At 41.4% G+C, this 22,958-nt stretch carries 36 protein-coding genes; 35 read left to right on the top strand and 1 reads right to left on the bottom strand.

The features are described 5' to 3' along the window. Positions 1-88 precede the first annotated feature (88 nt). The gene (locus tag ACSX1H_RS00615; RefSeq protein ID WP_439181582.1) at positions 89-1,642 is read right to left on the bottom strand and encodes a M28 family metallopeptidase; all 1,554 of its coding nucleotides are present in this window, start codon (positions 1,640-1,642) and stop codon (positions 89-91) included. Between the two features lie 319 nt (positions 1,643-1,961). On the opposite strand from ACSX1H_RS00615, the gene rpsL reads away from it, so the two are divergent. From rpsL to ACSX1H_RS00440, 35 genes are all read left to right on the top strand, one after another. Then, positions 1,962-2,345 (top strand): 30S ribosomal protein S12, encoded by a 384-nt coding sequence (gene rpsL / locus ACSX1H_RS00610; protein WP_439181581.1) that lies wholly within the window; start codon positions 1,962-1,964, stop codon positions 2,343-2,345. Between the two features lie 116 nt (positions 2,346-2,461). After that, positions 2,462-2,938: a 30S ribosomal protein S7 gene (rpsG, locus tag ACSX1H_RS00605; protein ID WP_439181580.1), complete on the top strand. Its 477-nt coding sequence runs from the start codon at positions 2,462-2,464 to the stop codon at positions 2,936-2,938. A gap of 24 nt (positions 2,939-2,962) precedes the next feature. Beyond that, positions 2,963-5,074, top strand: a complete 2,112-nt coding sequence (fusA, locus tag ACSX1H_RS00600; protein WP_439181579.1) for an elongation factor G — start codon at positions 2,963-2,965, stop codon at positions 5,072-5,074. 18 nt (positions 5,075-5,092) lie between these two features. Beyond that, positions 5,093-5,398 (top strand): 30S ribosomal protein S10, encoded by a 306-nt coding sequence (rpsJ, locus tag ACSX1H_RS00595; RefSeq protein WP_130642659.1) that lies wholly within the window; start codon positions 5,093-5,095, stop codon positions 5,396-5,398. Between the two features lie 20 nt (positions 5,399-5,418). Continuing rightward, positions 5,419-6,036 carry a 50S ribosomal protein L3 gene (rplC, locus tag ACSX1H_RS00590; protein ID WP_439181578.1) on the top strand — a complete coding sequence of 206 codons (618 nt, stop codon included), beginning with the start codon at positions 5,419-5,421 and terminating at the stop codon, positions 6,034-6,036. Beyond that, complete coding sequence (gene rplD, locus ACSX1H_RS00585) at positions 6,036-6,665, top strand: 50S ribosomal protein L4 (protein ID WP_439181577.1); 630 nt, start codon at positions 6,036-6,038, stop codon at positions 6,663-6,665. Before rplC ends, rplD begins: the two co-directional genes overlap by 1 nt. Before the next feature lie 11 nt (positions 6,666-6,676). Further along, on the top strand, positions 6,677-6,967 hold the full coding sequence (gene rplW, locus ACSX1H_RS00580; RefSeq protein WP_439181576.1) for a 50S ribosomal protein L23: 291 nt from the start codon (positions 6,677-6,679) through the stop codon (positions 6,965-6,967). Positions 6,968-6,972: 5 nt separating this feature from the next. Beyond that, positions 6,973-7,797: a 50S ribosomal protein L2 gene (rplB, locus tag ACSX1H_RS00575; protein ID WP_439181575.1), complete on the top strand. Its 825-nt coding sequence runs from the start codon at positions 6,973-6,975 to the stop codon at positions 7,795-7,797. Between the two features lie 20 nt (positions 7,798-7,817). Then, entirely contained in the window at positions 7,818-8,087 is a 270-nt protein-coding gene (rpsS, locus tag ACSX1H_RS00570; protein ID WP_439181574.1) for a 30S ribosomal protein S19, read from the top strand. 38 nt (positions 8,088-8,125) lie between these two features. Then, a complete protein-coding gene (gene rplV, locus ACSX1H_RS00565) occupies positions 8,126-8,545 on the top strand; it encodes a 50S ribosomal protein L22 (protein ID WP_439181573.1) in 420 nt (139 codons plus the stop codon). Between the two features lie 7 nt (positions 8,546-8,552). Then, a complete protein-coding gene (gene rpsC / locus ACSX1H_RS00560; protein ID WP_439181572.1) occupies positions 8,553-9,275 on the top strand; it encodes a 30S ribosomal protein S3 in 723 nt (240 codons plus the stop codon). Positions 9,276-9,305: 30 nt separating this feature from the next. Beyond that, complete coding sequence (gene rplP / locus ACSX1H_RS00555) at positions 9,306-9,737, top strand: 50S ribosomal protein L16 (RefSeq protein WP_439181571.1); 432 nt, start codon at positions 9,306-9,308, stop codon at positions 9,735-9,737. 4 nt (positions 9,738-9,741) lie between these two features. Beyond that, positions 9,742-9,939 carry a 50S ribosomal protein L29 gene (rpmC, locus tag ACSX1H_RS00550; protein ID WP_439181570.1) on the top strand — a complete coding sequence of 66 codons (198 nt, stop codon included), beginning with the start codon at positions 9,742-9,744 and terminating at the stop codon, positions 9,937-9,939. Between the two features lie 8 nt (positions 9,940-9,947). Next, positions 9,948-10,202: a 30S ribosomal protein S17 gene (gene rpsQ / locus ACSX1H_RS00545; RefSeq protein ID WP_439181569.1), complete on the top strand. Its 255-nt coding sequence runs from the start codon at positions 9,948-9,950 to the stop codon at positions 10,200-10,202. A 2-nt stretch (positions 10,203-10,204) separates the two neighbouring features. Next, positions 10,205-10,570: a 50S ribosomal protein L14 gene (gene rplN, locus ACSX1H_RS00540; protein ID WP_439181568.1), complete on the top strand. Its 366-nt coding sequence runs from the start codon at positions 10,205-10,207 to the stop codon at positions 10,568-10,570. Between the two features lie 20 nt (positions 10,571-10,590). Continuing rightward, positions 10,591-10,911 (top strand): 50S ribosomal protein L24, encoded by a 321-nt coding sequence (gene rplX, locus ACSX1H_RS00535; protein ID WP_410053432.1) that lies wholly within the window; start codon positions 10,591-10,593, stop codon positions 10,909-10,911. Then, a complete protein-coding gene (gene rplE / locus ACSX1H_RS00530) occupies positions 10,911-11,468 on the top strand; it encodes a 50S ribosomal protein L5 (RefSeq protein WP_439181567.1) in 558 nt (185 codons plus the stop codon). Before rplX ends, rplE begins: the two co-directional genes overlap by 1 nt. Before the next feature lie 4 nt (positions 11,469-11,472). After that, the gene (rpsN, locus tag ACSX1H_RS00525) at positions 11,473-11,742 is read left to right on the top strand and encodes a 30S ribosomal protein S14 (protein ID WP_439181566.1); all 270 of its coding nucleotides are present in this window, start codon (positions 11,473-11,475) and stop codon (positions 11,740-11,742) included. A 54-nt stretch (positions 11,743-11,796) separates the two neighbouring features. Then, positions 11,797-12,192 (top strand): 30S ribosomal protein S8, encoded by a 396-nt coding sequence (rpsH, locus tag ACSX1H_RS00520; protein WP_439181565.1) that lies wholly within the window; start codon positions 11,797-11,799, stop codon positions 12,190-12,192. Positions 12,193-12,204: 12 nt separating this feature from the next. After that, positions 12,205-12,756 (top strand): 50S ribosomal protein L6, encoded by a 552-nt coding sequence (gene rplF, locus ACSX1H_RS00515; RefSeq protein ID WP_439181564.1) that lies wholly within the window; start codon positions 12,205-12,207, stop codon positions 12,754-12,756. Between the two features lie 20 nt (positions 12,757-12,776). Beyond that, positions 12,777-13,133: a 50S ribosomal protein L18 gene (gene rplR, locus ACSX1H_RS00510; RefSeq protein ID WP_439181563.1), complete on the top strand. Its 357-nt coding sequence runs from the start codon at positions 12,777-12,779 to the stop codon at positions 13,131-13,133. 6 nt (positions 13,134-13,139) lie between these two features. Then, positions 13,140-13,658: a 30S ribosomal protein S5 gene (gene rpsE / locus ACSX1H_RS00505; protein ID WP_439181562.1), complete on the top strand. Its 519-nt coding sequence runs from the start codon at positions 13,140-13,142 to the stop codon at positions 13,656-13,658. 11 nt (positions 13,659-13,669) lie between these two features. After that, complete coding sequence (gene rpmD / locus ACSX1H_RS00500) at positions 13,670-13,846, top strand: 50S ribosomal protein L30 (RefSeq protein WP_439181561.1); 177 nt, start codon at positions 13,670-13,672, stop codon at positions 13,844-13,846. A gap of 30 nt (positions 13,847-13,876) precedes the next feature. Continuing rightward, positions 13,877-14,323: a 50S ribosomal protein L15 gene (rplO, locus tag ACSX1H_RS00495; RefSeq protein ID WP_439181560.1), complete on the top strand. Its 447-nt coding sequence runs from the start codon at positions 13,877-13,879 to the stop codon at positions 14,321-14,323. Positions 14,324-14,327: 4 nt separating this feature from the next. Then, positions 14,328-15,674: a preprotein translocase subunit SecY gene (secY, locus tag ACSX1H_RS00490; protein WP_439181559.1), complete on the top strand. Its 1,347-nt coding sequence runs from the start codon at positions 14,328-14,330 to the stop codon at positions 15,672-15,674. A 19-nt stretch (positions 15,675-15,693) separates the two neighbouring features. Next, complete coding sequence (map, locus tag ACSX1H_RS00485) at positions 15,694-16,479, top strand: type I methionyl aminopeptidase (protein WP_439181558.1); 786 nt, start codon at positions 15,694-15,696, stop codon at positions 16,477-16,479. A 15-nt stretch (positions 16,480-16,494) separates the two neighbouring features. Next, the gene (gene infA, locus ACSX1H_RS00480; protein WP_143303625.1) at positions 16,495-16,713 is read left to right on the top strand and encodes a translation initiation factor IF-1; all 219 of its coding nucleotides are present in this window, start codon (positions 16,495-16,497) and stop codon (positions 16,711-16,713) included. Between the two features lie 14 nt (positions 16,714-16,727). Continuing rightward, a complete protein-coding gene (ykgO, locus tag ACSX1H_RS00475; RefSeq protein WP_212191465.1) occupies positions 16,728-16,844 on the top strand; it encodes a type B 50S ribosomal protein L36 in 117 nt (38 codons plus the stop codon). A gap of 11 nt (positions 16,845-16,855) precedes the next feature. Beyond that, positions 16,856-17,233, top strand: coding sequence for a 30S ribosomal protein S13 (gene rpsM / locus ACSX1H_RS00470; protein ID WP_439181557.1), 378 nt, complete (start codon positions 16,856-16,858; stop codon positions 17,231-17,233). Positions 17,234-17,243: 10 nt separating this feature from the next. Further along, positions 17,244-17,633, top strand: coding sequence for a 30S ribosomal protein S11 (gene rpsK / locus ACSX1H_RS00465; RefSeq protein WP_439181556.1), 390 nt, complete (start codon positions 17,244-17,246; stop codon positions 17,631-17,633). Positions 17,634-17,777: 144 nt separating this feature from the next. Then, a complete protein-coding gene (gene rpsD / locus ACSX1H_RS00460; RefSeq protein WP_439181555.1) occupies positions 17,778-18,383 on the top strand; it encodes a 30S ribosomal protein S4 in 606 nt (201 codons plus the stop codon). A gap of 9 nt (positions 18,384-18,392) precedes the next feature. Next, on the top strand, positions 18,393-19,385 hold the full coding sequence (locus ACSX1H_RS00455; RefSeq protein ID WP_439181554.1) for a DNA-directed RNA polymerase subunit alpha: 993 nt from the start codon (positions 18,393-18,395) through the stop codon (positions 19,383-19,385). A 5-nt stretch (positions 19,386-19,390) separates the two neighbouring features. Further along, the gene (gene rplQ / locus ACSX1H_RS00450; RefSeq protein ID WP_439181553.1) at positions 19,391-19,927 is read left to right on the top strand and encodes a 50S ribosomal protein L17; all 537 of its coding nucleotides are present in this window, start codon (positions 19,391-19,393) and stop codon (positions 19,925-19,927) included. 132 nt (positions 19,928-20,059) lie between these two features. Continuing rightward, entirely contained in the window at positions 20,060-21,361 is a 1,302-nt protein-coding gene (gene eno, locus ACSX1H_RS00445) for a phosphopyruvate hydratase (protein ID WP_439181552.1), read from the top strand. Between the two features lie 156 nt (positions 21,362-21,517). Then, positions 21,518-22,831, top strand: a complete 1,314-nt coding sequence (locus tag ACSX1H_RS00440) for a citrate (Si)-synthase (RefSeq protein ID WP_439181551.1) — start codon at positions 21,518-21,520, stop codon at positions 22,829-22,831. Positions 22,832-22,958 lie beyond the last annotated feature (127 nt).

Below are 22,958 nucleotides of genomic sequence, written 5' to 3'. Positions count from 1 at the left end.
AGCCATTAATTCTTTTAATTTATCATGGCAAAGATAAAGCATAAATTTTCATTGCTCCTAATAAAAAAAAGAGCAATTGCACTTTTGACTATTCATTGGCTAAGTTCCAAAGTGTCAGAAAGCTTGTTTTTACTATCGCTTCATACTTCTGCCAATCAATTCTGTCCACATGATCGCTTGGCATGTGATACGATTCATGGCCGCCAGTGTGAAACCACATAATAGGAATACCTTTTTTAGCAAAAGGGGCATTATCGCTTCCGCTTGTGGGGTTGTCCCATGCGCTGTAGTTAATTTTTAAGCCCAGCTGATGATTTTTGATGTGTTTTCGGCAGAGTGCTTCGGCCTGAGCCCAGGCTTTGGTGTACAACAACGACACGGCCGAGTCAGGACGCTCGTAATTGTAGCTTCTTCCAATCATATCGTAATTATGGTAGTACTTTACCTGCTTGATGTGCTCAAAGGAATCAACAAAGTATCTTGAACCAAATAAACCTCTTTCTTCAGCGGTCCAGTTGGCAAAGATGATGGTGCGTTTGGGTTGAACGCCTGTTGCCATAAATGCTTTGGCAATAGCTACCACTCCTATCGCTCCTGAACCATTATCATCAGCCCCATTCCAAATGTAGCCATTGTAACTGCCCAGGTGGTCGTAGTGAGCGCCAACCACAATTATCTCTTCTGGCTTCTCTGAACCTTCAATCATAGCAATCACATTATTGCATTGGCTGCGCTCTGCCTGGGCTTCAACTTCCAGTTTAATAGTTGAAGCCGAAAATGCCACTTTCGAATTGGTTGATAAGTTTTGTAGCCCGTTTAGATAGTTGTTTAAGAATTGCTCAAAGTTTGGAATAAGGTGTTCCATAATGGCTTTTGAAACTTTAAAACGATGAGGCTGCTGTTGGGGCTCTTCACTTAAAAACAGGCTCTTCTCATAAATACCTGATGAGCGTTTGTTGAGCAGTTGTTCCGAGGTTGCTTTATTGGTCGGCTTATTTTTACTCGAAGCTTGCAGATAAGGGTTACTGATGTCATATTCCAAAATAGCTAATGCTTCCGACTCATTTTGGGTGTTTTTTTTCGCAGCCAGCCATTCCTGGTCGGCTTGCTGTTTGAGTAGCTCTTGGAGACGACTTCCTTCCTGCGCTTCGGGCAGCCCGGTCAGGCAAATCATAATTTTGCCTTTACTTTTCCCGGCAGCTACTTCTTTCAGCTGAGAAGTGTGGATGCCATAGCCAGCCCAAAAAGGTGCTGCGCTTATGGTGAACGAGGTTGGGACTCTCTCTGCTGATAAATACGTTGGGAATGCAAATGAGACTTCACGCCCGTTTTTTTTCAGCGTTAGACTGGCTTTGGTTGGGGAGTGTGCCACTATAAGAGGAACATTCTGCAGGTATGTATCGCCTTGGAACGGTTTAAGACCATTAGATTTGTATAAGGAGGCCAGATAGTCAGCCGCCATAAAAGCACCGTTGGTGGTTGCTTCGCGCCCTTCAAACCAGTCTGATGATAAAAAGGCTAAGGGGGCTTCAAGGCTATTGCGATTAATGGTTGCTAATGCTCGTTCTATATTCTCCTGTGCAATTGTTCCCAATGAGATGAGCACCAGGACTAAGGAAAGTGTGATTTTTTGCTTCTTCATATATTCATTAATTTTTGATAGGCGAAATTATGGCATCAATTTGGTTTGTCAAGGGCCTGTGTGTCGATAATGGGGTAATGATGTTCATTGTTTATGTTGATCTGGACTAACAAATTGTTTTCTAGGTAGAAAAAATAAAATGATCACGAAAAAAATAGATGTAGGTTTGTTCTTTTTTCATTGAAAATTAGTACTTTTGCAGCGCTTTTTTGTCTAAACTTGTCAAAAAGGCTGAAAATCAGTGGGGTTTTAGAAGGGATTACTGTACCTTTGCACCCCGTTTGTAACGAAATTGTTTAATGCAATATATTTAAATTTTATGCCAACAATTCATCAGTTAGTTAAAAAAGGACGAAACAAGCAGGTGGAGAAAAGTAAGTCACCAGCTTTGAATGCATGTCCTCAGAGACGAGGCGTGTGTGTGAGGGTGTATACTACTACACCAAAGAAACCTAACTCAGCTATGAGAAAGGTTGCAAGGGTGCGCTTGACCAACGGAAAAGAGGTGAATGCTTACATTCCTGGAGAAGGACACAACCTGCAAGAGCACTCAATTGTATTGGTGCGTGGAGGTAGGGTAAAAGACCTTCCAGGTGTACGTTACCACTTAGTTCGTGGAGCACTGGATGCATCAGGAGTTGACGGACGTACGCAGCGCCGTTCAAAGTATGGTACTAAACGACCAAAAGCTGCTAAGAAGTAATAACAAGTCATTGTGAAGTGCGTTGTTTACTTGGTTAGTTAACTGGATGAGTAAATGCTCGGCATTGAAGACTAGTCAAGACAGCCAAGAGGATAACAAAGTAAACAAAAGAAGAGATGAGAAAAAGTAAACCAAAAAAGAGGATTATTTTACCAGATCCAAAGTTCAATGATACAACTGTTACTCAATTTGTGAATAACATGATGTATGATGGTAAAAAATCAATTGCTTTCAGAATCTTTTATGACGCCATGGAGCGTGTAGCTGAAAAAGCTGAGAAAGATGGAAAGCCAGTATTGGAATATTTCAAAAAAGCACTTGAAAACATCACTCCTTCGGTGGAGGTAAAAAGCCGACGTGTTGGTGGTGCTACTTTCCAGGTTCCAACAGAAATTCGTCCGACCAGAAAAGTATCTATCGGCATGAAGCACTTGATTTTATTCGCTCGTAAGCGTAGCGGAAAATCAATGGCAGAAAAACTATCTGCTGAAATTGTTGCTGCATACAATTTAGAAGGTGCTGCCTTCAAGAAAAAAGAAGACATGCATAAAATGGCAGAGGCTAACCGTGCTTTTGCTCACTTCAGATTTTAACCTAAAATTTAAGAAAGTATTGTCATGGGAAAGGCAGATCTTAAAAAGACCAGAAACATCGGGATTATGGCCCACATCGATGCCGGTAAAACAACGACTACAGAGCGTATCTTGTTTTATACTGGTATCACTCACAAAATTGGTGAGACACACGATGGGTCGGCTACGATGGACTGGATGGAGCAAGAGCAAGAGCGTGGTATCACCATTACCTCTGCTGCTGTTACAACCAACTGGAACTACGAAGACGTTCCATATAAAATTAACATCATTGATACCCCGGGTCACGTTGACTTTACAGTAGAAGTGGAGCGTTCACTGCGCGTATTAGACGGCGCTGTGGCTTTATTTTGTGCAGTAGGTGGTGTGGAGCCGCAGTCAGAAACTGTATGGCGCCAGGCTAATAAATACAATGTGCCTCGTATTGGTTTCGTGAACAAAATGGACCGTTCTGGTGCTAACTTCTATGAGGTAGTACGCCAGGTGCGCGAAATGTTGGGCGCAAACCCAGTTCCAATGGTAATTCCTATTGGTGCTGAAGAATCATTTGAGGGTGTTGTTGACCTGATCGAAAACAGAGCCATTATTTGGCATGATAACGATAAATTAGGTTCAACTTTCGAATATGTTGATATTCCAGAGAACCTAAAAGAAGAAGCTGAAGAGTGGAGAGGTAAGTTGGTGGAGGCTGTTGCCGAGCACGATGATGCCTTGATGGAGCGTTATTTCGAAGATCCAGACACAATTACTCGTGAAGAGTTGTTGGCTGTGATTCGTAAAGCGACAATCGCGCAAACCATTACACCAATGTTCTGTGGTTCATCTTTCAAGAACAAAGGAGTGCAGCGTTTATTGGATGCCGTAATTCAGTTCTTGCCAAGTCCAAGTGATATTGGTACTATCGAAGGTGTGAACCCTAAAACAGAAGAAACAGTTACTTACCCAATGGAAGACGAAGCGCCGTTGGCTGCTTTGGCATTTAAAATTGCAACTGACCCATTCGTAGGTCGCTTGTGTTTTATGCGTATTTACTCTGGTAAGATTGAGGCTGGTTCATATGTATTAAATACACGTACCAATAAAAAAGAGCGTATCTCACGTTTGTTCCAAATGAAATCGAACAAGCAGTTACCTCGCGAAATGATTGGTGCTGGTGATATTTGTGCTGGTGTAGGTTTCAAAGATATCCGTACCGGAGATACCCTTTGTGATGAGAAAAACCCAATTGTATTGGAGTCGATGGAGTTCCCAGAGCCTGTAATTGGTGTTGCTGTTGAGCCATTGTCACAAAAAGATATGGATAAGTTAGGTACTGCACTTGGTAAATTAGCCGAGGAAGACCCAACATTCCGCGTACAAACTAACGAAGAAACTGGTCAAACTGTAATTTCTGGTATGGGTGAGCTTCACCTTGAAGTACTGATCGACCGTTTGAAGCGTGAGTTTAAGGTTGAGTGTAACCAGGGTGCACCTCAGGTTACCTATAAAGAAACCATTACTCAGCAAGTTGAATTGCGTGAGGTGTTTAAGAAGCAGTCTGGTGGTCGTGGTAAGTTTGCCGATATTCAGTTCCGTATGGGACCAGCTGATGAAGGTAAAGTTGGACTCCAGTTCGAAAGCACTATTAAAGGTGGTAACATTCCTAAAGAATTTATCCCTTCAATCGAGAAAGGTTTCAAAGAAGCTATGTTGAATGGTGTACTTTGCGGTAGCGAAGTTGAAGCATTGAAGGTAGAAGTATTTGACGGTTCTTTCCACGCTGTCGATTCAGACCAGTTATCATTTGAGATTTGTGCTCGTCAAGGATTTAAAACAGCTTCTGCAAAAGCTAAGCCTCAGTTATTGGAGCCTATCATGCGCGTAGAAGTAGTAACTCCAGAAGAGTACATGGGTGATATCATCGGTGACTTTAACAAGCGTCGCGGTCAGGTTGAAGGAATGGAATCAAAAGCAGGTGCACGTGTTGTAAAAGCGAAGGTGCCATTGGCTGAGATGTTTGGTTACGTAACTGCTTTGAGAACCATCTCATCAGGTCGTGCTACTTCTTCAATGGAATTCTTAGAGTACGCTGCAGTACCTCGTCAGATTGCTATTGAAGTTGTAAAAGAAGCAAAAGGAAAAGTAGAATTATTATAAGAATTAGTGTTCTCCACTATGAGTCAGAAAATTAGAATAAAACTTAAATCTTACGATCATAATTTGGTTGATAAATCAGCTGAGAAGATTGTAAAGACAGTTAAGAGCACTGGTGCAGTAGTTAGCGGTCCTATTCCGCTACCTACTCACAAGCGTATCTTCACTGTGTTGCGCTCCACATTTGTGAACAAGAAGTCACGTGAGCAGTTTCAATTATCATCTTACAAGCGTTTGATCGATATTTATAGCTCTACAGCTAAAACTATCGACGCGTTGATGAAGCTTGAATTGCCAAGTGGTGTAGAAGTAGAAATTAAAGTGTGATAATCTTAAATGTTTAAACAATGCCAGGACTAATTGGAAAAAAAATCGGAATGACATCCGTTTTCAGTGCCGATGGGAAAAATGTTCCATGCACTGTTATCGAAGCAGGCCCTTGCGTAGTGACACAGGTGAAAACTGTGGATACTGACGGTTACGAGGCTGTACAGTTGGCGTTTGATGACAAAAGGGAAAAAAGCACAACAAAACCTGAAGCAGGCCACTTTAAAAAGGCCGGTTCAGCACCCAAGCGTAAAGTGGTGGAATTCCACGAATTCGAAAACGAATTGAAGCTAGGTGAAACTGTTGATGTGAACCTTTTCGACGAAAATTCTTTTGTTGATATCACAGGTATCTCAAAAGGTAAAGGTTTTCAAGGTGTCGTAAAACGTCATGGATTTGGTGGTGTAGGTCAATCTACCCACGGACAGCACAACCGTTTGCGTGCTCCTGGATCTATTGGTGCAGCATCATACCCTGCTAGAGTATTCAAAGGTATGCGCATGGCTGGTCGTACCGGTGGTGACAGAGTAAAGGTCGAAAACCTTAAAGTGATTAAAGTAATTCCTGAGAACAACCTTATTTTGGTTAAAGGTTCTGTTCCGGGTGCAAAAGGCTCATATCTAATTATTGAAAAGTAATGGAACTGAACGTATTAACATTAGAAGGAAAAGAAACCGGAAGAAAGGTAATATTACCTGACACGGTGTTCGGAATTGAGCCCAGCGATCATGCCATTTACCTTGATGTAAAACAATACTTGGCTAATAATCGTCAAGGGACTCATAAGTCAAAGGAACGTGCAGAAATAGCAGGTAGTACTCGTAAGATCAAAAAACAAAAAGGTACCGGTACAGCTCGTGCGGGTAGCATTAAGTCTCCTGTTTTCGTAGGCGGAGGTCGTGTATTTGGTCCTCGTCCACGTAACTATCGTTTTAAGTTAAATAAAAAACTTAAGCAGTTGGCTCGTAAATCTGCGTTAGCTTACAAAGCGCAGCAACAAATGATTACTGTTTTGGAAGACTTCAACTTCGAAGCCCCTAAAACAAAAGATTATGCTGCAATGATCACCAACCTAAAAATGAACGGTCAGCGTTCGTTATTAGTGTTGAAAGAGGCTAACGATAACATCTACCGCTCAGCGCGTAATATTCAGCGTGCCGATGTAGTGACATTAGCTGAACTGAATACTTATGACATCATGAAAGCAAAAAACTTGGTGTTAGTAGAAAGTTCTGTAGAAGAATTCGGAAAACTGTTTAACGCATAAGGAGGCTCGTCATGAAAGTTATTATTAAACCGATTGTAACTGAAAAAATGACAGAACTAGGCGAGAAGTTGAATCGCTTCGCATTCGTTGTTGATAAAAAAGCTAATAAGCTGCAGATCAAAGACGCTGTTGAAGAGTTATACAACGTAAGTGTTGAGTCTGTCAATACAATGGTATACGCGGGGAAACAAAAGTCGCGTTACACAAAAAGTGGAGTTATTGTTGGTAGAACAAATTCCTTCAAAAAGGCTGTTGTAACCTTAGCAGAAGGAGATACTATTGATTTTTATAGCAATATCTAATAAAAATGGCAGTAAGAAAACTAAAGCCCACGACACCGGGGCAGAGACACAAAATTATTGGTGCGTTTGATACGATTACATCGGGCACACCAGAAAAGTCCTTATTGAGGCCATTAAAAAAGTCTGGTGGTAGAAATAACACTGGTAAAATGACCGTTAGAAATATCGGTGGTGGTCACAAAAGGAGATACAGGGTAATCGACTTTAAGCGTAATAAAGACGGTGTTAACGCAACAGTTGAGTCAATTCAGTACGATCCGAACCGGAGTGCTCGTATTGCATTGCTAGCTTACGCTGATGGAGAAAAAAGGTACATTCTTGCACCTAACGGGTTGCAGGTTGGACAGGCAATTGCGTCAGGAACAGGGGTTGCTCCTGAGATTGGTAATAGCTTGCCTTTAAGCGAGATTCCTTTAGGTTCCATTATTCACAACATCGAATTGCGTCCGGGCCAGGGCGGGGCAATGGCACGTAGTGCCGGTACCTTTGCTCAGTTGGCTGCTCGTGAGGGAAAATACGCGGTTGTTAAATTGCCTTCAGGCGAAACAAGAATGATCTTGACTACTTGTCGTGCTACAATTGGTGCGGTTGGTAACTCAGACCACGCTCTTGAGCGTTCAGGAAAAGCTGGACGTAGCCGTTGGTTGGGTCGTCGTCCACGCGTTCGTGGTGTGGCAATGAACCCAGTTGATCACCCAATGGGTGGTGGTGAAGGTCGTTCTTCAGGAGGACACCCAAGATCTCGTACAGGATTATTGGCTAAGGGTTATAAGACTCGTCATCCGAAGAAGGCTTCTAATCAATACATCATTGAAAGAAGAAAAAAATAACCGGTTAATTTAAACGAATTATGAGCAGATCATTAAAAAAAGGCCCATTTATCGACTATAAACTGGAAAAGAAAGTTCTGGCACAGAATGAGTCAGGTAAGAAATCAGTTATAAAAACTTGGGCGCGTGCTTCTATGATTTCACCAGAATTTGTAGGACACACTATTGCTGTACACAACGGTAATAAGTTTATCCCGGTTTATGTTACTGAAAATATGGTAGGACACAAATTAGGCGAATTTGCCCCAACGCGTACTTATCGCGGTCATGGTGGCAATAAGAAAAGGTAATTGGCCTACCAATATTTAAATTCTTTAAACAGTAAAAAATGGGTGCAAGAAAAAGAATAAGAGCTGAAAAAATAAAGGAAGCCAAGAAGACCGATTACTTCGCAAAGCTTCGCAATGTACCGACTTCACCACGGAAGATGCGCCTTGTTGCCGACATGATCCGAGGTAAAGAGGTGAACCTTGCTCTGGATATGCTGAAATTCTCATCGAAAGAAGCTTCCAGAAGGGTTGAGAAACTGTTGCTTTCTGCTATCGCTAATTGGAAAGAAAAGAACGAAGGTGTTCGCATCGAAGACGCTAACTTGTATGTGAGTGAGATCGCGGTTGATTCAGGCCGTATTTTGAAACGTTTACGTCCGGCTCCACAGGGTCGTGCGCACCGTATCAGAAAGCGTTCTAACCACGTAACGTTACGCGTTGCCAGCAAAGTAGTATCTAATGAAAATCAAGAAAACTAATAGCTAGATGGGACAAAAAGTTAATCCAATTAGTAACAGGTTAGGAATCATCAAAGGATGGGATTCTAACTGGTATGGAGGAAAAAACTATGGCGATAAGCTATTAGAAGACTCCAAAATCAGAAAGTACCTCAATGCACGTTTAGCTAAAGCTAGCATCTCTCGTATCATTATCGAGCGTACTTTGAAATTGGTTACTATTACCGTTTTCACTGCACGTCCAGGTATCATTATTGGTAAGGGAGGTTCAGAAGTAGATAAACTGAAAGAGGAGCTGAAGAAAATTACCGACAAAGAAGTTCAGATTAACATCTTTGAGGTAAAACGACCAGAGTTGGACGCTATTATTGTAGCGAAAAACATCGCTCGTCAGGTGGAAGGACGTATCGCATATCGTCGCGCCATTAAAATGGCTATCGCTTCTACCATGAGAATGGGTGCTGAAGGTATCAAAATTCAGATCTCAGGACGTTTGAACGGGGCTGAAATGGCCCGTAGCGAAATGTACAAAGAAGGCCGTACGCCTTTGCATACATTGCGCGCCAATATCGACTATGCTCAGGAAGAAGCCCTGACTAAAATGGGTCTGATTGGTATCAAAGTATGGATCTGCAAGGGAGAGATTTATGGTAAGCCAGATTTATCTCCAGCCTTCAACGCTAAAGAAAAAGGCACTGGTGGAAACCGTGGAGGCGGTAGAGGTCCGAGAAGAAGAAATAATAAGAAGTAATTCTCCTTTCACATTAATTGATTAGGAACGATGTTACAACCAAAGAAAGTAAAATTTAGAAGAAGGCAGAAAGGCCGGATGAAAGGTGAAGCTCAACGCGGGCAGGAACTAGCGTTCGGATCTTTCGGTATCAAAGCCTTACAAAGCAAATGGATTACAGGTCGTCAGATTGAGGCTGCCAGGGTTGCGGTAACACGCTACATGCAGCGTCAGGGACAGATCTGGATTAGAATATTTCCCGACAAGCCGATTACTAAGAAGCCAGCCGAAGTTCGTATGGGTAAAGGTAAAGGTAGTCCGGAAGGATTTGTGGCCCCTGTTACTCCAGGACGCATCATTTTAGAGTGTGAAGGAGTACCTTACGAAGTAGCTAAAGAAGCATTGCGCCTTGCCGCTCAAAAGCTTCCGGTAACTACTAAATTCGTTGTGAGAAGAGACTATGTTGAATCATCAAATGCTTAATGACATGAAAGTAGAAGAAATCAGAGAATTAAGTGTTAGCGAAATTGCTGAGCGTATTGAAACTGAAACTGCCGCTTTACAGCAGTTAGAGTTAAACCACGCTACTTCGCCATTGGAGAACCCAATGCAGATTAGACATACTCGTAGAAACATTGCGCGCTTGAAGACCATTTTGAGTCAAAAGCAACAAACTGAAAAATAATTTAGCAGATGGATAGAAATCTTAGAAAAGAGCGTATCGGTGTTGTGGCAAGCAACAAGATGGATAAGTCTATCGTTGTTTCTGTAGAGGTCCGCGAAAAGCACCCCATCTACGGTAAGTTCGTGAAAAAGACCAAGAAGTTTCACGCGCACGATGAAGACAACACCTGCAATATCGGGGATACTGTGAAAATTATGGAAACACGCCCCTTGAGCAAGACTAAACGTTGGAGATTAGTTGAAATTCTAGAAAGAGCTAAGTAATCATGATACAACAAGAATCTAGACTTGCAGTTGCTGATAACAGTGGAGCCAAAGAAGTATTATGTATCCGTGTTCTGGGAGGAACAAGGAAACGTTATGCCGGAGTAGGCGATCGTATCGTGGTAACTGTAAAAAGCGCAATCCCTGGGGGTGACCTTAAAAAAGGTACCGTGACCAAGGCCGTTGTGGTGCGCACTAAAAAAGAAGTTAGACGTCAAGATGGTTCCTACATCCGCTTTGATGAAAATGCTTGTGTTCTCTTGAACCAGGCCGGAGAAATGAGAGGAACACGTATTTTCGGCCCCGTAGCCCGTGAGGTAAGGGATGGCTATATGAAGATCGTATCCTTGGCGCCTGAAGTACTTTAATCATCAAAGAGATTAGAACAATGGGTAAATTGCATATTAAAAAAGGCGACATCGTTATTGTTAATGCCGGTGTAAACAAAGGCCAGGAAGGGAAAGTACTAGAAGTATTTCCTGCTAAACAAAGGGCCATTGTAGAAGGTGTTAACATGGTGAGCAAGCACACAAAGCCTAATGCTGAAAGTCCGCAAGGAGGTATAGTGAAGAAAGAGGCTCCTATTCACATTTCAAATTTGAATGTGAAAGATCCTTCAACCGGAAAGCCAACACGTATTGGCCGTAAGTTGAATGATGATGGAAAACTGGTTCGAATTGCTAAAAAATCAGGGGAGGAGATCAAGTAATGAGTTATACACCTAGTTTAAGAAAACAGTATAAGGACGAGATTGTACCAAACTTGATGAAAGAATTCGGGTTTAAATCAATCATGGAGGTTCCTAAGTTAGAAAAGATTGTTATCAATCAGGGTCTGGGTTCAGCAACAGCTGACAAGAAAATGATTGAAAATGCAATCAAAGAGCTAACAACGATCACCGGTCAAAAGGCTGTGGCTACACTTTCGAAAAAAGATATTTCGAATTTTAAGCTTCGTAAAAAAATGCCAATTGGGGTACGAGTAACCTTACGTCGTGAGAACATGTATGAATTTTTGGAGCGTCTGATTCGCGTGGCTCTGCCTCGTATTCGTGACTTCAAAGGTATCAGCAGTAAGCTTGACGGACGTGGAAACTATACCTTAGGTATTGAAGAACAAATCATTTTTCCTGAAATAAATATTGACAATGTGTCAAAAATATTGGGTATGAATATTACCTTTGTAACTTCGGGAAAAACTGATGAGGAAGCTTATGCTCTGTTAAAAGAGTTTGGGTTACCATTTAAAAACGTGAAAAAGAACTAGTTATATGGCAAAGGAATCAATGAAAGCCCGTGAGGTAAAAAGGGCTAAACTTGTTGCCAAATATGCTGAAAAGCGTGCCAAATTATTGGCAGAAGGAGATTACGTGGGCTTGCAAAAGCTTCCACGTAACGCTTCACCAGTACGCATGCACAACCGTTGCAAAATAACCGGACGTCCGAAAGGTTATATGCGACAGTTTGGCCTTTCAAGGATTCAGTTCCGTGAAATGGCTTCAGCTGGTTTAATACCTGGTGTTAAAAAAGCAAGTTGGTAAGAGTGTTAAATATTGTCCCGGTAATTTTGCCGGGATCAATTTAATCTTTATAAAATGACAGATCCAATAGCAGATTTCCTGACACGAATCAGGAACGCCATTATGGCGGGTCATAGGGTTGTAGAAGTTCCTGCTTCGAACCTTAAGAGAGAGATGACCAAAATTCTTTTTGAGAAAGGGTACATCTTAAATTACAAATTCATCGATGATGACAAGCAAGGAGTGGTGAAAATCGCACTGAAGTACGATCCACAAACCAAAACTCCAGCCATCAAGGCGCTTAAGAGAGTGAGTACACCTGGTTTACGCTCGTATGCCGGGTATCGTAGTCTTCCACGAGTACTGAATGGCTTAGGTATTGCTATCGTGTCAACATCGCATGGTGTAATGACAGATAAAGAAGCCCGAGCTCAAAAGATTGGTGGTGAAGTATTGTGTTACGTTTATTAAAAAAGAAGAATTATGTCTAGGATAGGAAAAGCACCGATTAGCATACCTTCAGGAGTGAACGTAACCGTAAAAGACAGTATCGTGACCGTAAAAGGTGCAAAAGGCGAATTGTCACAACAGATTCACCCTGAATTAGAAGTGAACATTGAGGAGGGCACATTAACAATTGTTCGTCCTAACGATGAAAAAGAAACACGTGCCATGCACGGATTGTACCGCTCGTTGATCAACAACATGGTGGTAGGAGTTTCAGAAGGTTACAAAAAGCAACTCGAATTGGTTGGTGTGGGTTACCGCGCTACAAACCAGGGGCAGTTACTTGAATTGTCTTTGGGTTATTCTCACCCAATTCACTTCATGTTACCAACTGAAATCAAAGTGGAAGCTGTTACTGACAGAAAGAGCAATCCTATTATTACACTTGAATCAGCAGATAAGCAATTACTTGGCCAAGTGTGTGCCAAAATCAGGTCATTGCGTAAACCAGAGCCTTATAAAGGTAAAGGTGTACGTTTCAAAGGCGAAGAAATTCGTCGTAAGGCCGGAAAATCTGCTAAAGTTTAATCTGAATTAAATTAGGAATTATGGCTTTTTCGAAAATAGAGAGAAGACGAAAAATTAAAATGCGAGTTCGCAAAAGTATTAGCGGAACCGCAGAGCGTCCACGTATGTCAGTATTTAGGAGCAACAAGCAAATTTCTGTTCAGTTAATTGATGATGTTAATGGTAAAACATTAGCTGCATCAACTTCTTTGTTAAAAGAAATTGCAGATCAGAAAGGTACTAAGTCGGAAGTAGCTGCTATGGTAGGTAAGAATATCGCCGAAGTAGCACAAAAGGCTGGTATTACTGCTGTTGTGTTCGATAGAAATGGATACCTATATCATGGTAGAGTTAAACAATTAGCCGAAGCTGCGCGAGAAGCAGGGCTTAAATTCTAACAAACGATGGCTGGAAATAACAAAAGAATCAGAAACAATAACGATCTTGAACTTAAAGATCGTTTGGTTGCTATCAACAGGGTAACTAAAGTAACCAAAGGTGGTAGAACCTTTAGTTTTTCTGCCATTGTAGTGGTTGGAAACGAGAATGGCGTTGTTGGCTGGGGCCTGGGTAAAGCAGGTGAAGTAACAACCGCTATTGCTAAAGGCGTTGAAGCTGCCAAAAAGAATCTAGTTAAAGTGCCAATTATCAATGGTACTATTCCTCACGAGCAATTAGCACGTTACGGTGGAGCAAGCGTTTTTATGAAACCAGCTTCACACGGTACAGGAGTTAAAGCGGGTGGTGCGATGCGTGCTGTGTTGGAGAGTGTTGGTGTAACGGATGTATTAGCCAAGTCTAAAGGGTCTTCAAACCCTCACAACCTGGTTAAAGCAACCATCGAAGCACTGACTGAGTTGCGTGATGCCGCTTCTATTGCTCAACAAAGAGGGGTTACAATGGATAAAGTTTTTAACGGATAAATAAGGACAACATGGCTAAGATAAAAATCACTCAGGTTAAGAGTAAAATCGGGGCCACTGCAAGGCAAAAAAACACCTTGGCTGCCCTTGGGCTGAAGAAACTTCAGCAAACCGTTGAACATGAAGCCACCCCTCAAATTGAAGGAATGGTTGAAAAAGTACTGCACTTAGTGGCAGTAGAAAGATAATTTGGTCGAACGAATTAGAGGATATTAATTATGAATTTAAATAACTTAAGACCTGCAAAAGGTTCAGTAAAAGCCTCAAAGCGTATCGGTCGTGGTCAAGGATCAGGTCGCGGTGGAACATCCACCCGCGGTCACAAAGGTGCTAAATCACGTTCTGGTTACTCACGTAAGTTTGGTTTTGAGGGTGGTCAGATGCCTTTGCAGAGACGTGTTCCTAAGTTCGGATTCAAGAATGTTAACCGCGTTGAGTATAAAGCTGTAAACATTGAGTTGTTGCAAGCGATTGCTGAAAAAAACAACGTAACAGTAATTGATCCTGAAGTTTTAAGAAACGCTGGTTTAGTTAGCAAAAACGACTTAGTTAAGATTTTAGGAAATGGTGAGTTAAAAGCTAAATTAGAGGTAAAAGCTCACGCATTTTCGGCATCTGCCACGAAAGCTATTGAAGCAGCTGAAGGAACCGTAGTAAAACTGTAATTGAATGAAACTATTCGAAACCATCCGCAACATCTGGAAAATTGAGGATCTGAGATCCCGAATTACAACAACATTAGGCCTATTGTTGATTTATCGACTGGGTTCTTTTGTTGTGCTACCCGGGATTGATCCGACGCAATTGAGTGCTTTAAAAAGTCAAACAAGGGAAGGTGTACTTGGCCTGCTTGATATGTTTTCAGGAGGAGCGTTTTCGAACGCATCCATCTTTGCATTAGGGATTATGCCATACATCTCGGCGTCTATCGTTATTCAATTAATGGGGATTGCCGTACCTTACTTTCAACGTCTACAAAGGGAAGGTGAAAGCGGACGTCGAAAGATCAATCAAATAACACGTTATTTGACTGTTTTGATTTTGGTAGTTCAAGCACCAGGTTATTTAACAAACCTTTTTAATCAGTTGCCAGACGCGGCGTTCGTAGCTACAGGTTGGTCATTTACTGTTACCAGTACAATCATCCTAACTGCAGGTACAATGTTTGTAATGTGGTTGGGTGAGCGTATTACTGATAAAGGAATCGGTAATGGTATTTCACTAATCATTATGATTGGTATCATTGCTCGCTTACCACAATCGTTGTTTGCAGAGTTTGTATCACGCATGGAGGCTGCTAGTGGAAGCGGAGGTTTGGTTATGTTGCTAATCGAGTTTGTTGTGTTATTCTTCGTATTTGCCGGTTCAATTGCTTTGGTGCAAGGAACACGTCGTATACCTGTTCAGTATGCCAAACGAATTGTTGGTAATAAACAATACGGAGGAGTTCGTCAATACATTCCACTTAAGGTAAATGCTGCTGGTGTTATGCCAATCATTTTTGCGCAAGCTATCATGTTCATTCCTGTTACTTTTGCAGGTTTTGTTGATAGCGAATCAGCCAGCGGATTTGCAGCTATTTTTGCTGACTTTACCGGCGTGTGGTACAATGTAATATTCGCTCTGATGATTATTGCATTCACCTATTTCTATACAGCTATTACGATTAATCCAACGCAAATGGCTGAGGATATGAAGCGTAATGGTGGATTCATCCCCGGGGTTAAGCCAGGTAGAAAGACCGTTGAGTTCCTCGACTCAATTATGTCTAAAATTACACTACCAGGTTCAGTGTTTCTGGCATTAGTAGCTATTTTGCCTGCTTTTGCTATGATGGCTGGTGTTGATCGCGGATTTGCTCAATTTTTTGGAGGTACATCGCTACTGATTTTAGTAGGTGTTGTGCTGGATACTTTGCAGCAAATCGAAAGCCACTTGTTAATGCGTCATTACGATGGATTAACTAAGTCTGGCCGTATTATGGGAAGATCTGGCGGTGGAGCTGCAATTTATTAATTAAGGAACGATCATTGACATGATTTATTTAAAGACTGACGAAGAAATAGAATTAATGCGTGAAAGCAACCAATTGGTGGCTAAAACGCTGGGTGAAGTGGCTAAGGCCATCAGGCCAGGAGTTTCTACGTTAGAGCTGGATAAAATAGCGGAGGCCTTCATTAGAGATAATGGAGGTACTCCTGCCTTTTTAAACTATCAGGGATTTCCTAATACGCTATGTACATCTGTTAACGAGCAGGTGGTGCACGGTATACCGAACGATACCCCTTTGAACGAAGGAGATGTAGTTTCTGTGGACTGTGGCGTGTTGTTAAATGGATTTTATGGTGATTCGGCATATACTTTCCCAATTGGTGAAGTCGCTGCCGATGTAAAAGCGCTTTTAGACGCAACCAAAGAGTCTCTTTATCGTGGTATTGAACAAGCGATTGAAAATAATCGTTTAGGAGATATAGGACAGGCCATTCAAAGTTATACCGAAGAGCGTGGCTACTCAGTAGTGCGCGAAATGGTAGGACATGGAATTGGGCGGAACTTACACGAGGCCCCTGAAGTGGCAAACTATGGACGTAAAGGAAACGGTACAAAACTTAAATCTGGTATGGTTATCGCCATCGAACCGATGATAAATCTTGGTAAAAGACAAATCGTTCAGGAAAGCGATGGATGGACCATTAGAACCATTGATAAGAAGGTTTCTGCTCATTATGAACATACTGTTGCGGTAAGAAAAGGTAAAGCTGATATTCTTTCCAGTTTTAAATTTGTAGAAGAAGTATTACATTTGCAGTCTGAAAAATAAAAAGTTATAGAAGTTATGGCGAAACAAGCCTCTATAGAACAAGACGGAACAATCATTGAAGCCTTATCCAATGCCATGTTTAGAGTGGAGTTGGAAAACGGCCACATTATTACTGCACATATCTCGGGTAAGATGCGTATGCATTACATTAAAATTTTACCAGGAGATAAGGTGAAAGTAGAGATGTCGCCGTATGATTTGACAAAAGGAAGAATTTCCTATAGATACAAATAATAAAGTGACCGATCATGAAGGTTAGAGCATCTGTAAAGAAAAGAAGCGCTGAGTGCAAAATCGTAAAACGTAAAGGGCGCTTGTACGTGATTAATAAAAAGAATCCAAAGTTTAAACAACGTCAAGGATAAATTATAAGATTATGGCAAGGATTGCTGGAGTTGATATACCCTCAAATAAAAGAGGAGAAATTGCTTTGACTTATATCTTCGGTATAGGGCGAAGTAGAGCACAAAAGATTCTTCAGAATGTTGGCGTTGACGCTAATATCAAAGTTTCAGAGTGGACCGACGAACAAATTAAAGCTGTTCGTGACAATATCTCAGACAATTTCAAAATTGAAGGTGAATTGCGTTCTGAAGTTCAATTGAACATCAAGCGATTGATGGACATTGGATGTTACCGTGGTATTCGTCACCGTATCGGCTTACCATTGCGTGGCCAATCGACTAAAAACAATGCGCGTACGCGTAAGGGTAAGAAGAAGACTGTTGCAAATAAAAAGAAAGCCACTAAATAATAAGTAAGATATGGCAAAGAAGTCAGGATCTCAGAAAAAGAGAGTTGTTAAAGTGGAGGCTGTTGGACAAGCTAGTATCCATTCGTCTTTCAATAACATTATTATCTCATTGGCCAATCAAAATGGTCAGGTGATTTCTTGGTCAAGTGCAGGTAAAATGGGTTTCCGTGGTTCTAAAAAGAACACACCCTATGCTGCACAGATGGCTGCTACTGATTGTTCAAAGGTAGCCTTCGATTTAGGACTAAGAAAGGTAAAAGTGCATGTGAAAGGGCCTGGAAACGGTCGTGAGTCTGCGATTCGTTCAATCCATGCGGCAGGTATTGAAGTAACAGAAATTGTTGATGTTACACCACTACCACACAACGGATGTCGTCCTCCAAAAAGAAGAAGAGTTTAATAGCTCAACTAGTTATTAACCATAGGTTTTTGATGGCAAATTTTGAATAAGAATTGGTTATATGATTATTTCTCCTCTCTATAATCTAGCGGCTGCCATATTCAATATTTAAAATCAAAAATTTAAAGTCAAAAATTTAGAAGAATGGCTAGATATATTGGTCCAAAAACACGAATCGCCCGTAAATTCGGTGAAGCGATTTATGGTCCGGATAAAAATTTCGAAAGAAGAAATTTTCCTCCTGGACAACACGGAAATAACCGTAGACGTAAAACAAGTGAATACGGTCTACAGTTAAAAGAAAAGCAAAAAGCTAAGTACACTTACGGCGTGCTGGAAAAGCAATTCCGTAACTTATTTAAAAAAGCATCACGCAGTAAAGGTATTACTGGTGAGGTGTTACTTGGTCTTCTTGAATCACGTTTAGATAACGTTGTTTACCGTTTAGGAATTGCTCCAACCCGAGCAGCTGCCAGACAACTTGTATCTCACCGTCACATTACAGTTGATGGTGCTATTGTGAATATCGCATCTTATCAGGTGAAAGCTGATCAGATCGTAGGTGTTCGCGAAAAGTCAAAATCGCTTGAAGTTATTTCATCGTCGTTGGCTAATACAGGTGTGCATAAATATTCCTGGTTAGAATGGGATCAAGATTCATTTGCAGGTAAATTTTTAAATGTACCTGAAAGAAGTGATATTCCTGAAAATATTAAAGAACAGTTGATAGTTGAATTGTATTCTAAATAATTAATTCTTATGGCAATTTTAGCATTCCAAAAACCAGATAAAGTAATTATGCTGGAGGCCGACGAAAAATTCGGCAAGTTTGAATTTCGTCCGTTGGAACCAGGATATGGTATTACCGTTGGAAATGCCTTAAGAAGAATATTGTTGTCCTCATTAGAGGGATACGCAATTACCACTGTCAAGATCGAAGGCGTTGATCATGAATTCACCAGCATCCCTGGTGTGATTAATGATGTCACCGAAATCGTTCTTAATCTTAAGCAGGTGCGCTTCAAAAATCTGGTAGAAGAAACAGATCAGGAAACTGTGACTGTTAGTATCTCAGGTAAAGAAGAGTTTACAGCCGGCGATCTTAACCAATTTATGACGGGATTTGAGGTGTTGAACCCAGAGCACGTCATTGCCAAGATGAACCCGGAAGTAAATCTGCAAATGGTGTTGACCATTGAGAAGGGAAGAGGTTACGTTCCTTCAGAGGAAAATAAGCCAGCAGAGGCAGAATTTGGTTTAATTGCTATCGATTCTATTTTTACGCCAATTCGTAACGTTAAATTCGCGATTGAAAACTATCGTGTAGAACAAAAAACCGACTACGAAAAGCTCGTTTTAGAAATCGAATCAGATGGTTCTATTCATCCAAAAGAGGCCTTAAAAGAAGCCGCAAAAATATTGATTTATCACTTCATGTTATTCTCAGACGAGAAGATTACTCTTGACTCAGATGAGAAATTTGGCAATGAAGAGTTTGATGAAGAAGTACTACATATGCGTCAGCTTCTTAAAACCAAGCTGGTTGATATGGATTTATCAGTGCGTGCGCTTAACTGCTTAAAAGCTGCCGATGTTGAAACACTTGGTGAGCTTGTAACATTTAACCGTAACGACTTACTTAAATTCCGTAACTTCGGTAAGAAGTCGCTTACTGAGCTAGACGATCTGCTACTCAATATGGGACTTACTTTCGGAATGGATACCGCAAAGTATAAATTAGACAAGGAATAATAGCGATGAGACATAGAAAGAAATTTAATCATTTAGGTCGTAAGAGCGCGCATCGCAAAGCGATGTTAGCGAACATGGCTTCCTCTTTGATTCTTCACAAAAGAATTAAAACAACGGTAGCTAAGGCCAAAGCTTTACGTATGTATGTGGAGCCTCTTATCACCAAAACAAAAGACTTAAACACAGTTGAAGAGCGTACCCACGCCCAAAGAACTGTTTTCGCTTACTTAAAAGATAAGTATGCTGTTAAAGAACTATTTGGTGATATAGCCGCTAAGGTTGCTGATCGACCAGGAGGATATACTCGTATTTTGAAATTAGGAAATCGTCTGGGTGATAACGCAGAAATGTGTTTAATCGAGTTGGTGGACTACAATGAAAATATGTTAGAGACTACGAAGTCCTCTTCAGCTGGTAAAAGAACAAGACGCGGACGTAGAAAGGCAAGCGCCGATAGCGCTGTTGCTGCTGAAGCTCCTGCTAAGGAAGAAACTGCCGCAGAGCAGGCTTCTGAATCTGCCGATGCTGAAACTAAAGAATAAATCAATGAGTAAGAAGGAAAGACTTTCGTTTTTCCTTTTTTTTCTTGAAATTGCTTAAAAGGGGATAATGATGAAATTGCATTATCCTTTTTTTTTGGAAAATTATCAATCAATACATAAACAAATCGTATTATGGGACAAATTGCAAACATTCATGCACGTGAGATCCTTGATTCTCGTGGAAATCCTACAATTGAAGTTGAAGTAACATTAGAGAGCGGTTTTGTTGGCCGTGCTGCTGTACCATCAGGTGCTTCAACAGGTGAACATGAAGCTTTAGAATTACGTGATGGCGATAAAGGTCGTTACCTCGGTAAAGGGGTTTTAGGCGCTGTTAAAAACGTAAACGAAGTAATTGCTCCTGAGTTGATAGGTATGAGCGTATTAGAGCAAGTAGCTATCGATAACAAAATGATTGAGCTTGATGGAACTAAAACAAAGAGCAAATTAGGTGCTAATGCTATCTTAGGTGTATCTCTTGCTGCAGCAAAAGCCGCTGCCGAATACCTTGGCATGCCGTTGTATCGTTACATTGGTGGTACAAATGCGGTTACTTTACCTGTTCCTATGATGAACATCATCAACGGTGGTTCTCACTCTGATGCTACTATCGCTTTCCAGGAATTCATGATTCGTCCTGTAGGTGCTACTTCCTTCCGCGAAGGTTTACGTATGGGTGCTGAAGTATTCCATGCATTAGCTAAGGTGCTGAAAGGTAAAGGCTTGTCAACTGCTGTTGGTGACGAAGGTGGTTTCGCACCAATGTTAGGTGGAACTGAAGAAGCTATCGATTGCATCCTTACTGCTATTGAAAACGCTGGTTATAAAGCCGGTCGTAAAGAAGATGGCGGTGATGTATCTATTGCTATGGATTGTGCTTCATCTGAGTTCTTCAAAGATGGTGTTTACGATTACAGCATTTTCGAACCAAACGGTGTTAAGCGTAACTCACAAGAGCAAGCTGCTTACCTGGCTGAATTGGTTGCTAAATACCCAATCGATTCAATCGAGGATGGTATGGATGAGAATGACTGGGACGGATGGGTAGCTTTAAATACTGCTATCGGTGATAAGTGTCAGTTGGTTGGTGACGACTTGTTTGTAACTAACGTTGATTACTTGAAGAAAGGTATTGAGCTTGGCGCTGCTAACTCAATTCTGATTAAAGTAAACCAAATTGGCTCTTTAACTGAAACGTTAAACGCTATTGAAATGGCACACCGCGCTGGTTATACTTCAGTAACTTCTCACCGTTCAGGTGAAACTGAAGATGCTACTATTGCAGACATCGCTGTGGCTACTAACTCTGGTCAGATTAAGACTGGTTCATTGAGCCGTTCAGACCGTATGGCTAAGTACAACCAATTACTTCGTATTGAAGAAGAATTAGGTGAGCGTGCTGTTTACGGATATGCAAAAGTTCAGAAAAAATAAGCAATTAATTTTTGCTATAATAATGAAGGCTGGCCATTAGGCTGGCCTTTTTTATTTCGATGCGGTAGCTGGTAGAACAATTGTTTTATAAAACTGTTTAAAAAGAGCCTAAAGCACACACTGAGGCACAGTATTAATTCTATCAGCTTACTCAATATGGATTATATCAAAGAACGTATTATCGAAATAGGTCGCCCAAAGGCTGAAATGGTTAAAGATTTAATTAAAAAGCATGGCGACGATGTTATTCAGGATGTTACCCTGGGGCAGGTATTAACAGGGATGAAAGGCATGGTGTCCTTGTTAACATGTACCTCTAAGTTAGATCCGGAAGAGGGGATACGGTTCAGAGGTTACTCAATTCCACAGTTGCAGGAGCTATTGCCAAAAGTACACCAGGGCGGTGAGCCGCTGCCCGAGGGGCTCTTCTACCTAATGCTGACCGGTGAGCTGCCGACAAAAGAAGATGTTAATCATATCAGTGAGCAATGGGCGCTTAGGGCGCAGGGTATTCCTGCACATGTGTATGATGTAATAAACGCCTTGCCAAAAGATGCTCACCCGATGATTCAGTTCAATACCGCTATTTTGGCGATGTCAACCGAATCGCAGTTCAGAAAAGCCTATCTAACAGGTATGGATAAGAAGGATTATTGGGGACCGACCTATGAGGGGGTGATGGACTTGATTTCTCGTTTGCCGGTGATAGCAGCTTATATTTATCGTCGTGTCTTTCATAATGAGCAATATATCGATATCGATCCTAGTCTGGATTGGGCCGCCAATCTTTCACACATGATGGGGTATGACAGTTTGGAAGTGCAACGCTTGATGCGCTTGTATATGGTCATACATGCTGATCATGAAGGCGGCAATGTATCGGCTCACGCAACGCATTTAGTTGGGTCGGCCTTGTCCAATCCCTATTATAGTTTCTCGGCAGGTATGAATGGACTGGCGGGACCACTGCATGGCATGGCCAACCAAAATGTGATGCACTGGATAAATAAGATGCTGCGCGAGATTGGCGTTGAGAATCCGAGCGTTGAGCAGATAAGGGAATATGCAGAAATGACACTGCGTAACGGTCAGGTAATTCCAGGATACGGACATGCTGTGCTTCGTAAAACCGATCCGCGTTTCACGGTGCAGCTGGAGTTTGCTAAAAAGTATGCGCCCGATGCCCAATTGATTCAATTAGTTGATAAAATATACCAGGTGGTGCCCGATGTACTGTCTAAAACCGGCAAAGTTAAAAATCCATGGCCCAATGTTGATGCCATCAGTGGCTCCTTGTTATCCACTTTCGGCATAACAGAATACCCTATTTATACAGTTCTATTTGGGGTATCCAGGGCGTTAGGAGTGCTTACTCAGCTAATTTGGGACAGGTTGTACAGCCTGCCAATTGAAAGGCCAAAATCGCAAAATCTTCAATGGTTTATTGATAAAGTGAATTATCAGCCTTGATTCGAAAATAACATTTAAGATAAAGAGAGGTCAGTCACCTCTCTTTTTTATTTCAAAAGGAGTTGGGTAGAAATAATTCCTCCGTTTTTCTTTCTTTGATTGTTTATGTAAAAGATGAGAGGAATTT

Source organism: Carboxylicivirga taeanensis (assembly GCF_051851475.1).
Taxonomy (GTDB): domain Bacteria; phylum Bacteroidota; class Bacteroidia; order Bacteroidales; family Marinilabiliaceae; genus Carboxylicivirga; species Carboxylicivirga taeanensis.
Note: the sequence above shows the minus strand (reverse complement) of the source record. Positions and strands in the feature narration are given on the sequence as shown.

Bases quoted from the DNA above. Each gene is read 5' to 3' on its own strand.
- ACSX1H_RS00615 (WP_439181582.1), bottom strand. From the start codon at position 1,642: ATGAAGAAGCAAAAAATCACACTTTCCTTAGTCCTGGTGCTCATCTCA.
- rpsL (WP_439181581.1), top strand. From the start codon at position 1,962: ATGCCAACAATTCATCAGTTAGTTAAAAAAGGACGAAACAAGCAGGTG.
- rpsG (WP_439181580.1), top strand. From the start codon at position 2,462: ATGAGAAAAAGTAAACCAAAAAAGAGGATTATTTTACCAGATCCAAAG.
- fusA (WP_439181579.1), top strand. From the start codon at position 2,963: ATGGGAAAGGCAGATCTTAAAAAGACCAGAAACATCGGGATTATGGCC.
- rpsJ (WP_130642659.1), top strand. From the start codon at position 5,093: ATGAGTCAGAAAATTAGAATAAAACTTAAATCTTACGATCATAATTTG.
- rplC (WP_439181578.1), top strand. From the start codon at position 5,419: ATGCCAGGACTAATTGGAAAAAAAATCGGAATGACATCCGTTTTCAGT.
- rplD (WP_439181577.1), top strand. From the start codon at position 6,036: ATGGAACTGAACGTATTAACATTAGAAGGAAAAGAAACCGGAAGAAAG.
- rplW (WP_439181576.1), top strand. From the start codon at position 6,677: ATGAAAGTTATTATTAAACCGATTGTAACTGAAAAAATGACAGAACTA.
- rplB (WP_439181575.1), top strand. From the start codon at position 6,973: ATGGCAGTAAGAAAACTAAAGCCCACGACACCGGGGCAGAGACACAAA.
- rpsS (WP_439181574.1), top strand. From the start codon at position 7,818: ATGAGCAGATCATTAAAAAAAGGCCCATTTATCGACTATAAACTGGAA.
- rplV (WP_439181573.1), top strand. From the start codon at position 8,126: ATGGGTGCAAGAAAAAGAATAAGAGCTGAAAAAATAAAGGAAGCCAAG.
- rpsC (WP_439181572.1), top strand. From the start codon at position 8,553: ATGGGACAAAAAGTTAATCCAATTAGTAACAGGTTAGGAATCATCAAA.
- rplP (WP_439181571.1), top strand. From the start codon at position 9,306: ATGTTACAACCAAAGAAAGTAAAATTTAGAAGAAGGCAGAAAGGCCGG.
- rpmC (WP_439181570.1), top strand. From the start codon at position 9,742: ATGAAAGTAGAAGAAATCAGAGAATTAAGTGTTAGCGAAATTGCTGAG.
- rpsQ (WP_439181569.1), top strand. From the start codon at position 9,948: ATGGATAGAAATCTTAGAAAAGAGCGTATCGGTGTTGTGGCAAGCAAC.
- rplN (WP_439181568.1), top strand. From the start codon at position 10,205: ATGATACAACAAGAATCTAGACTTGCAGTTGCTGATAACAGTGGAGCC.
- rplX (WP_410053432.1), top strand. From the start codon at position 10,591: ATGGGTAAATTGCATATTAAAAAAGGCGACATCGTTATTGTTAATGCC.
- rplE (WP_439181567.1), top strand. From the start codon at position 10,911: ATGAGTTATACACCTAGTTTAAGAAAACAGTATAAGGACGAGATTGTA.
- rpsN (WP_439181566.1), top strand. From the start codon at position 11,473: ATGGCAAAGGAATCAATGAAAGCCCGTGAGGTAAAAAGGGCTAAACTT.
- rpsH (WP_439181565.1), top strand. From the start codon at position 11,797: ATGACAGATCCAATAGCAGATTTCCTGACACGAATCAGGAACGCCATT.
- rplF (WP_439181564.1), top strand. From the start codon at position 12,205: ATGTCTAGGATAGGAAAAGCACCGATTAGCATACCTTCAGGAGTGAAC.
- rplR (WP_439181563.1), top strand. From the start codon at position 12,777: ATGGCTTTTTCGAAAATAGAGAGAAGACGAAAAATTAAAATGCGAGTT.
- rpsE (WP_439181562.1), top strand. From the start codon at position 13,140: ATGGCTGGAAATAACAAAAGAATCAGAAACAATAACGATCTTGAACTT.
- rpmD (WP_439181561.1), top strand. From the start codon at position 13,670: ATGGCTAAGATAAAAATCACTCAGGTTAAGAGTAAAATCGGGGCCACT.
- rplO (WP_439181560.1), top strand. From the start codon at position 13,877: ATGAATTTAAATAACTTAAGACCTGCAAAAGGTTCAGTAAAAGCCTCA.
- secY (WP_439181559.1), top strand. From the start codon at position 14,328: ATGAAACTATTCGAAACCATCCGCAACATCTGGAAAATTGAGGATCTG.
- map (WP_439181558.1), top strand. From the start codon at position 15,694: ATGATTTATTTAAAGACTGACGAAGAAATAGAATTAATGCGTGAAAGC.
- infA (WP_143303625.1), top strand. From the start codon at position 16,495: ATGGCGAAACAAGCCTCTATAGAACAAGACGGAACAATCATTGAAGCC.
- ykgO (WP_212191465.1), top strand. From the start codon at position 16,728: ATGAAGGTTAGAGCATCTGTAAAGAAAAGAAGCGCTGAGTGCAAAATC.
- rpsM (WP_439181557.1), top strand. From the start codon at position 16,856: ATGGCAAGGATTGCTGGAGTTGATATACCCTCAAATAAAAGAGGAGAA.
- rpsK (WP_439181556.1), top strand. From the start codon at position 17,244: ATGGCAAAGAAGTCAGGATCTCAGAAAAAGAGAGTTGTTAAAGTGGAG.
- rpsD (WP_439181555.1), top strand. From the start codon at position 17,778: ATGGCTAGATATATTGGTCCAAAAACACGAATCGCCCGTAAATTCGGT.
- ACSX1H_RS00455 (WP_439181554.1), top strand. From the start codon at position 18,393: ATGGCAATTTTAGCATTCCAAAAACCAGATAAAGTAATTATGCTGGAG.
- rplQ (WP_439181553.1), top strand. From the start codon at position 19,391: ATGAGACATAGAAAGAAATTTAATCATTTAGGTCGTAAGAGCGCGCAT.
- eno (WP_439181552.1), top strand. From the start codon at position 20,060: ATGGGACAAATTGCAAACATTCATGCACGTGAGATCCTTGATTCTCGT.
- ACSX1H_RS00440 (WP_439181551.1), top strand. From the start codon at position 21,518: ATGGATTATATCAAAGAACGTATTATCGAAATAGGTCGCCCAAAGGCT.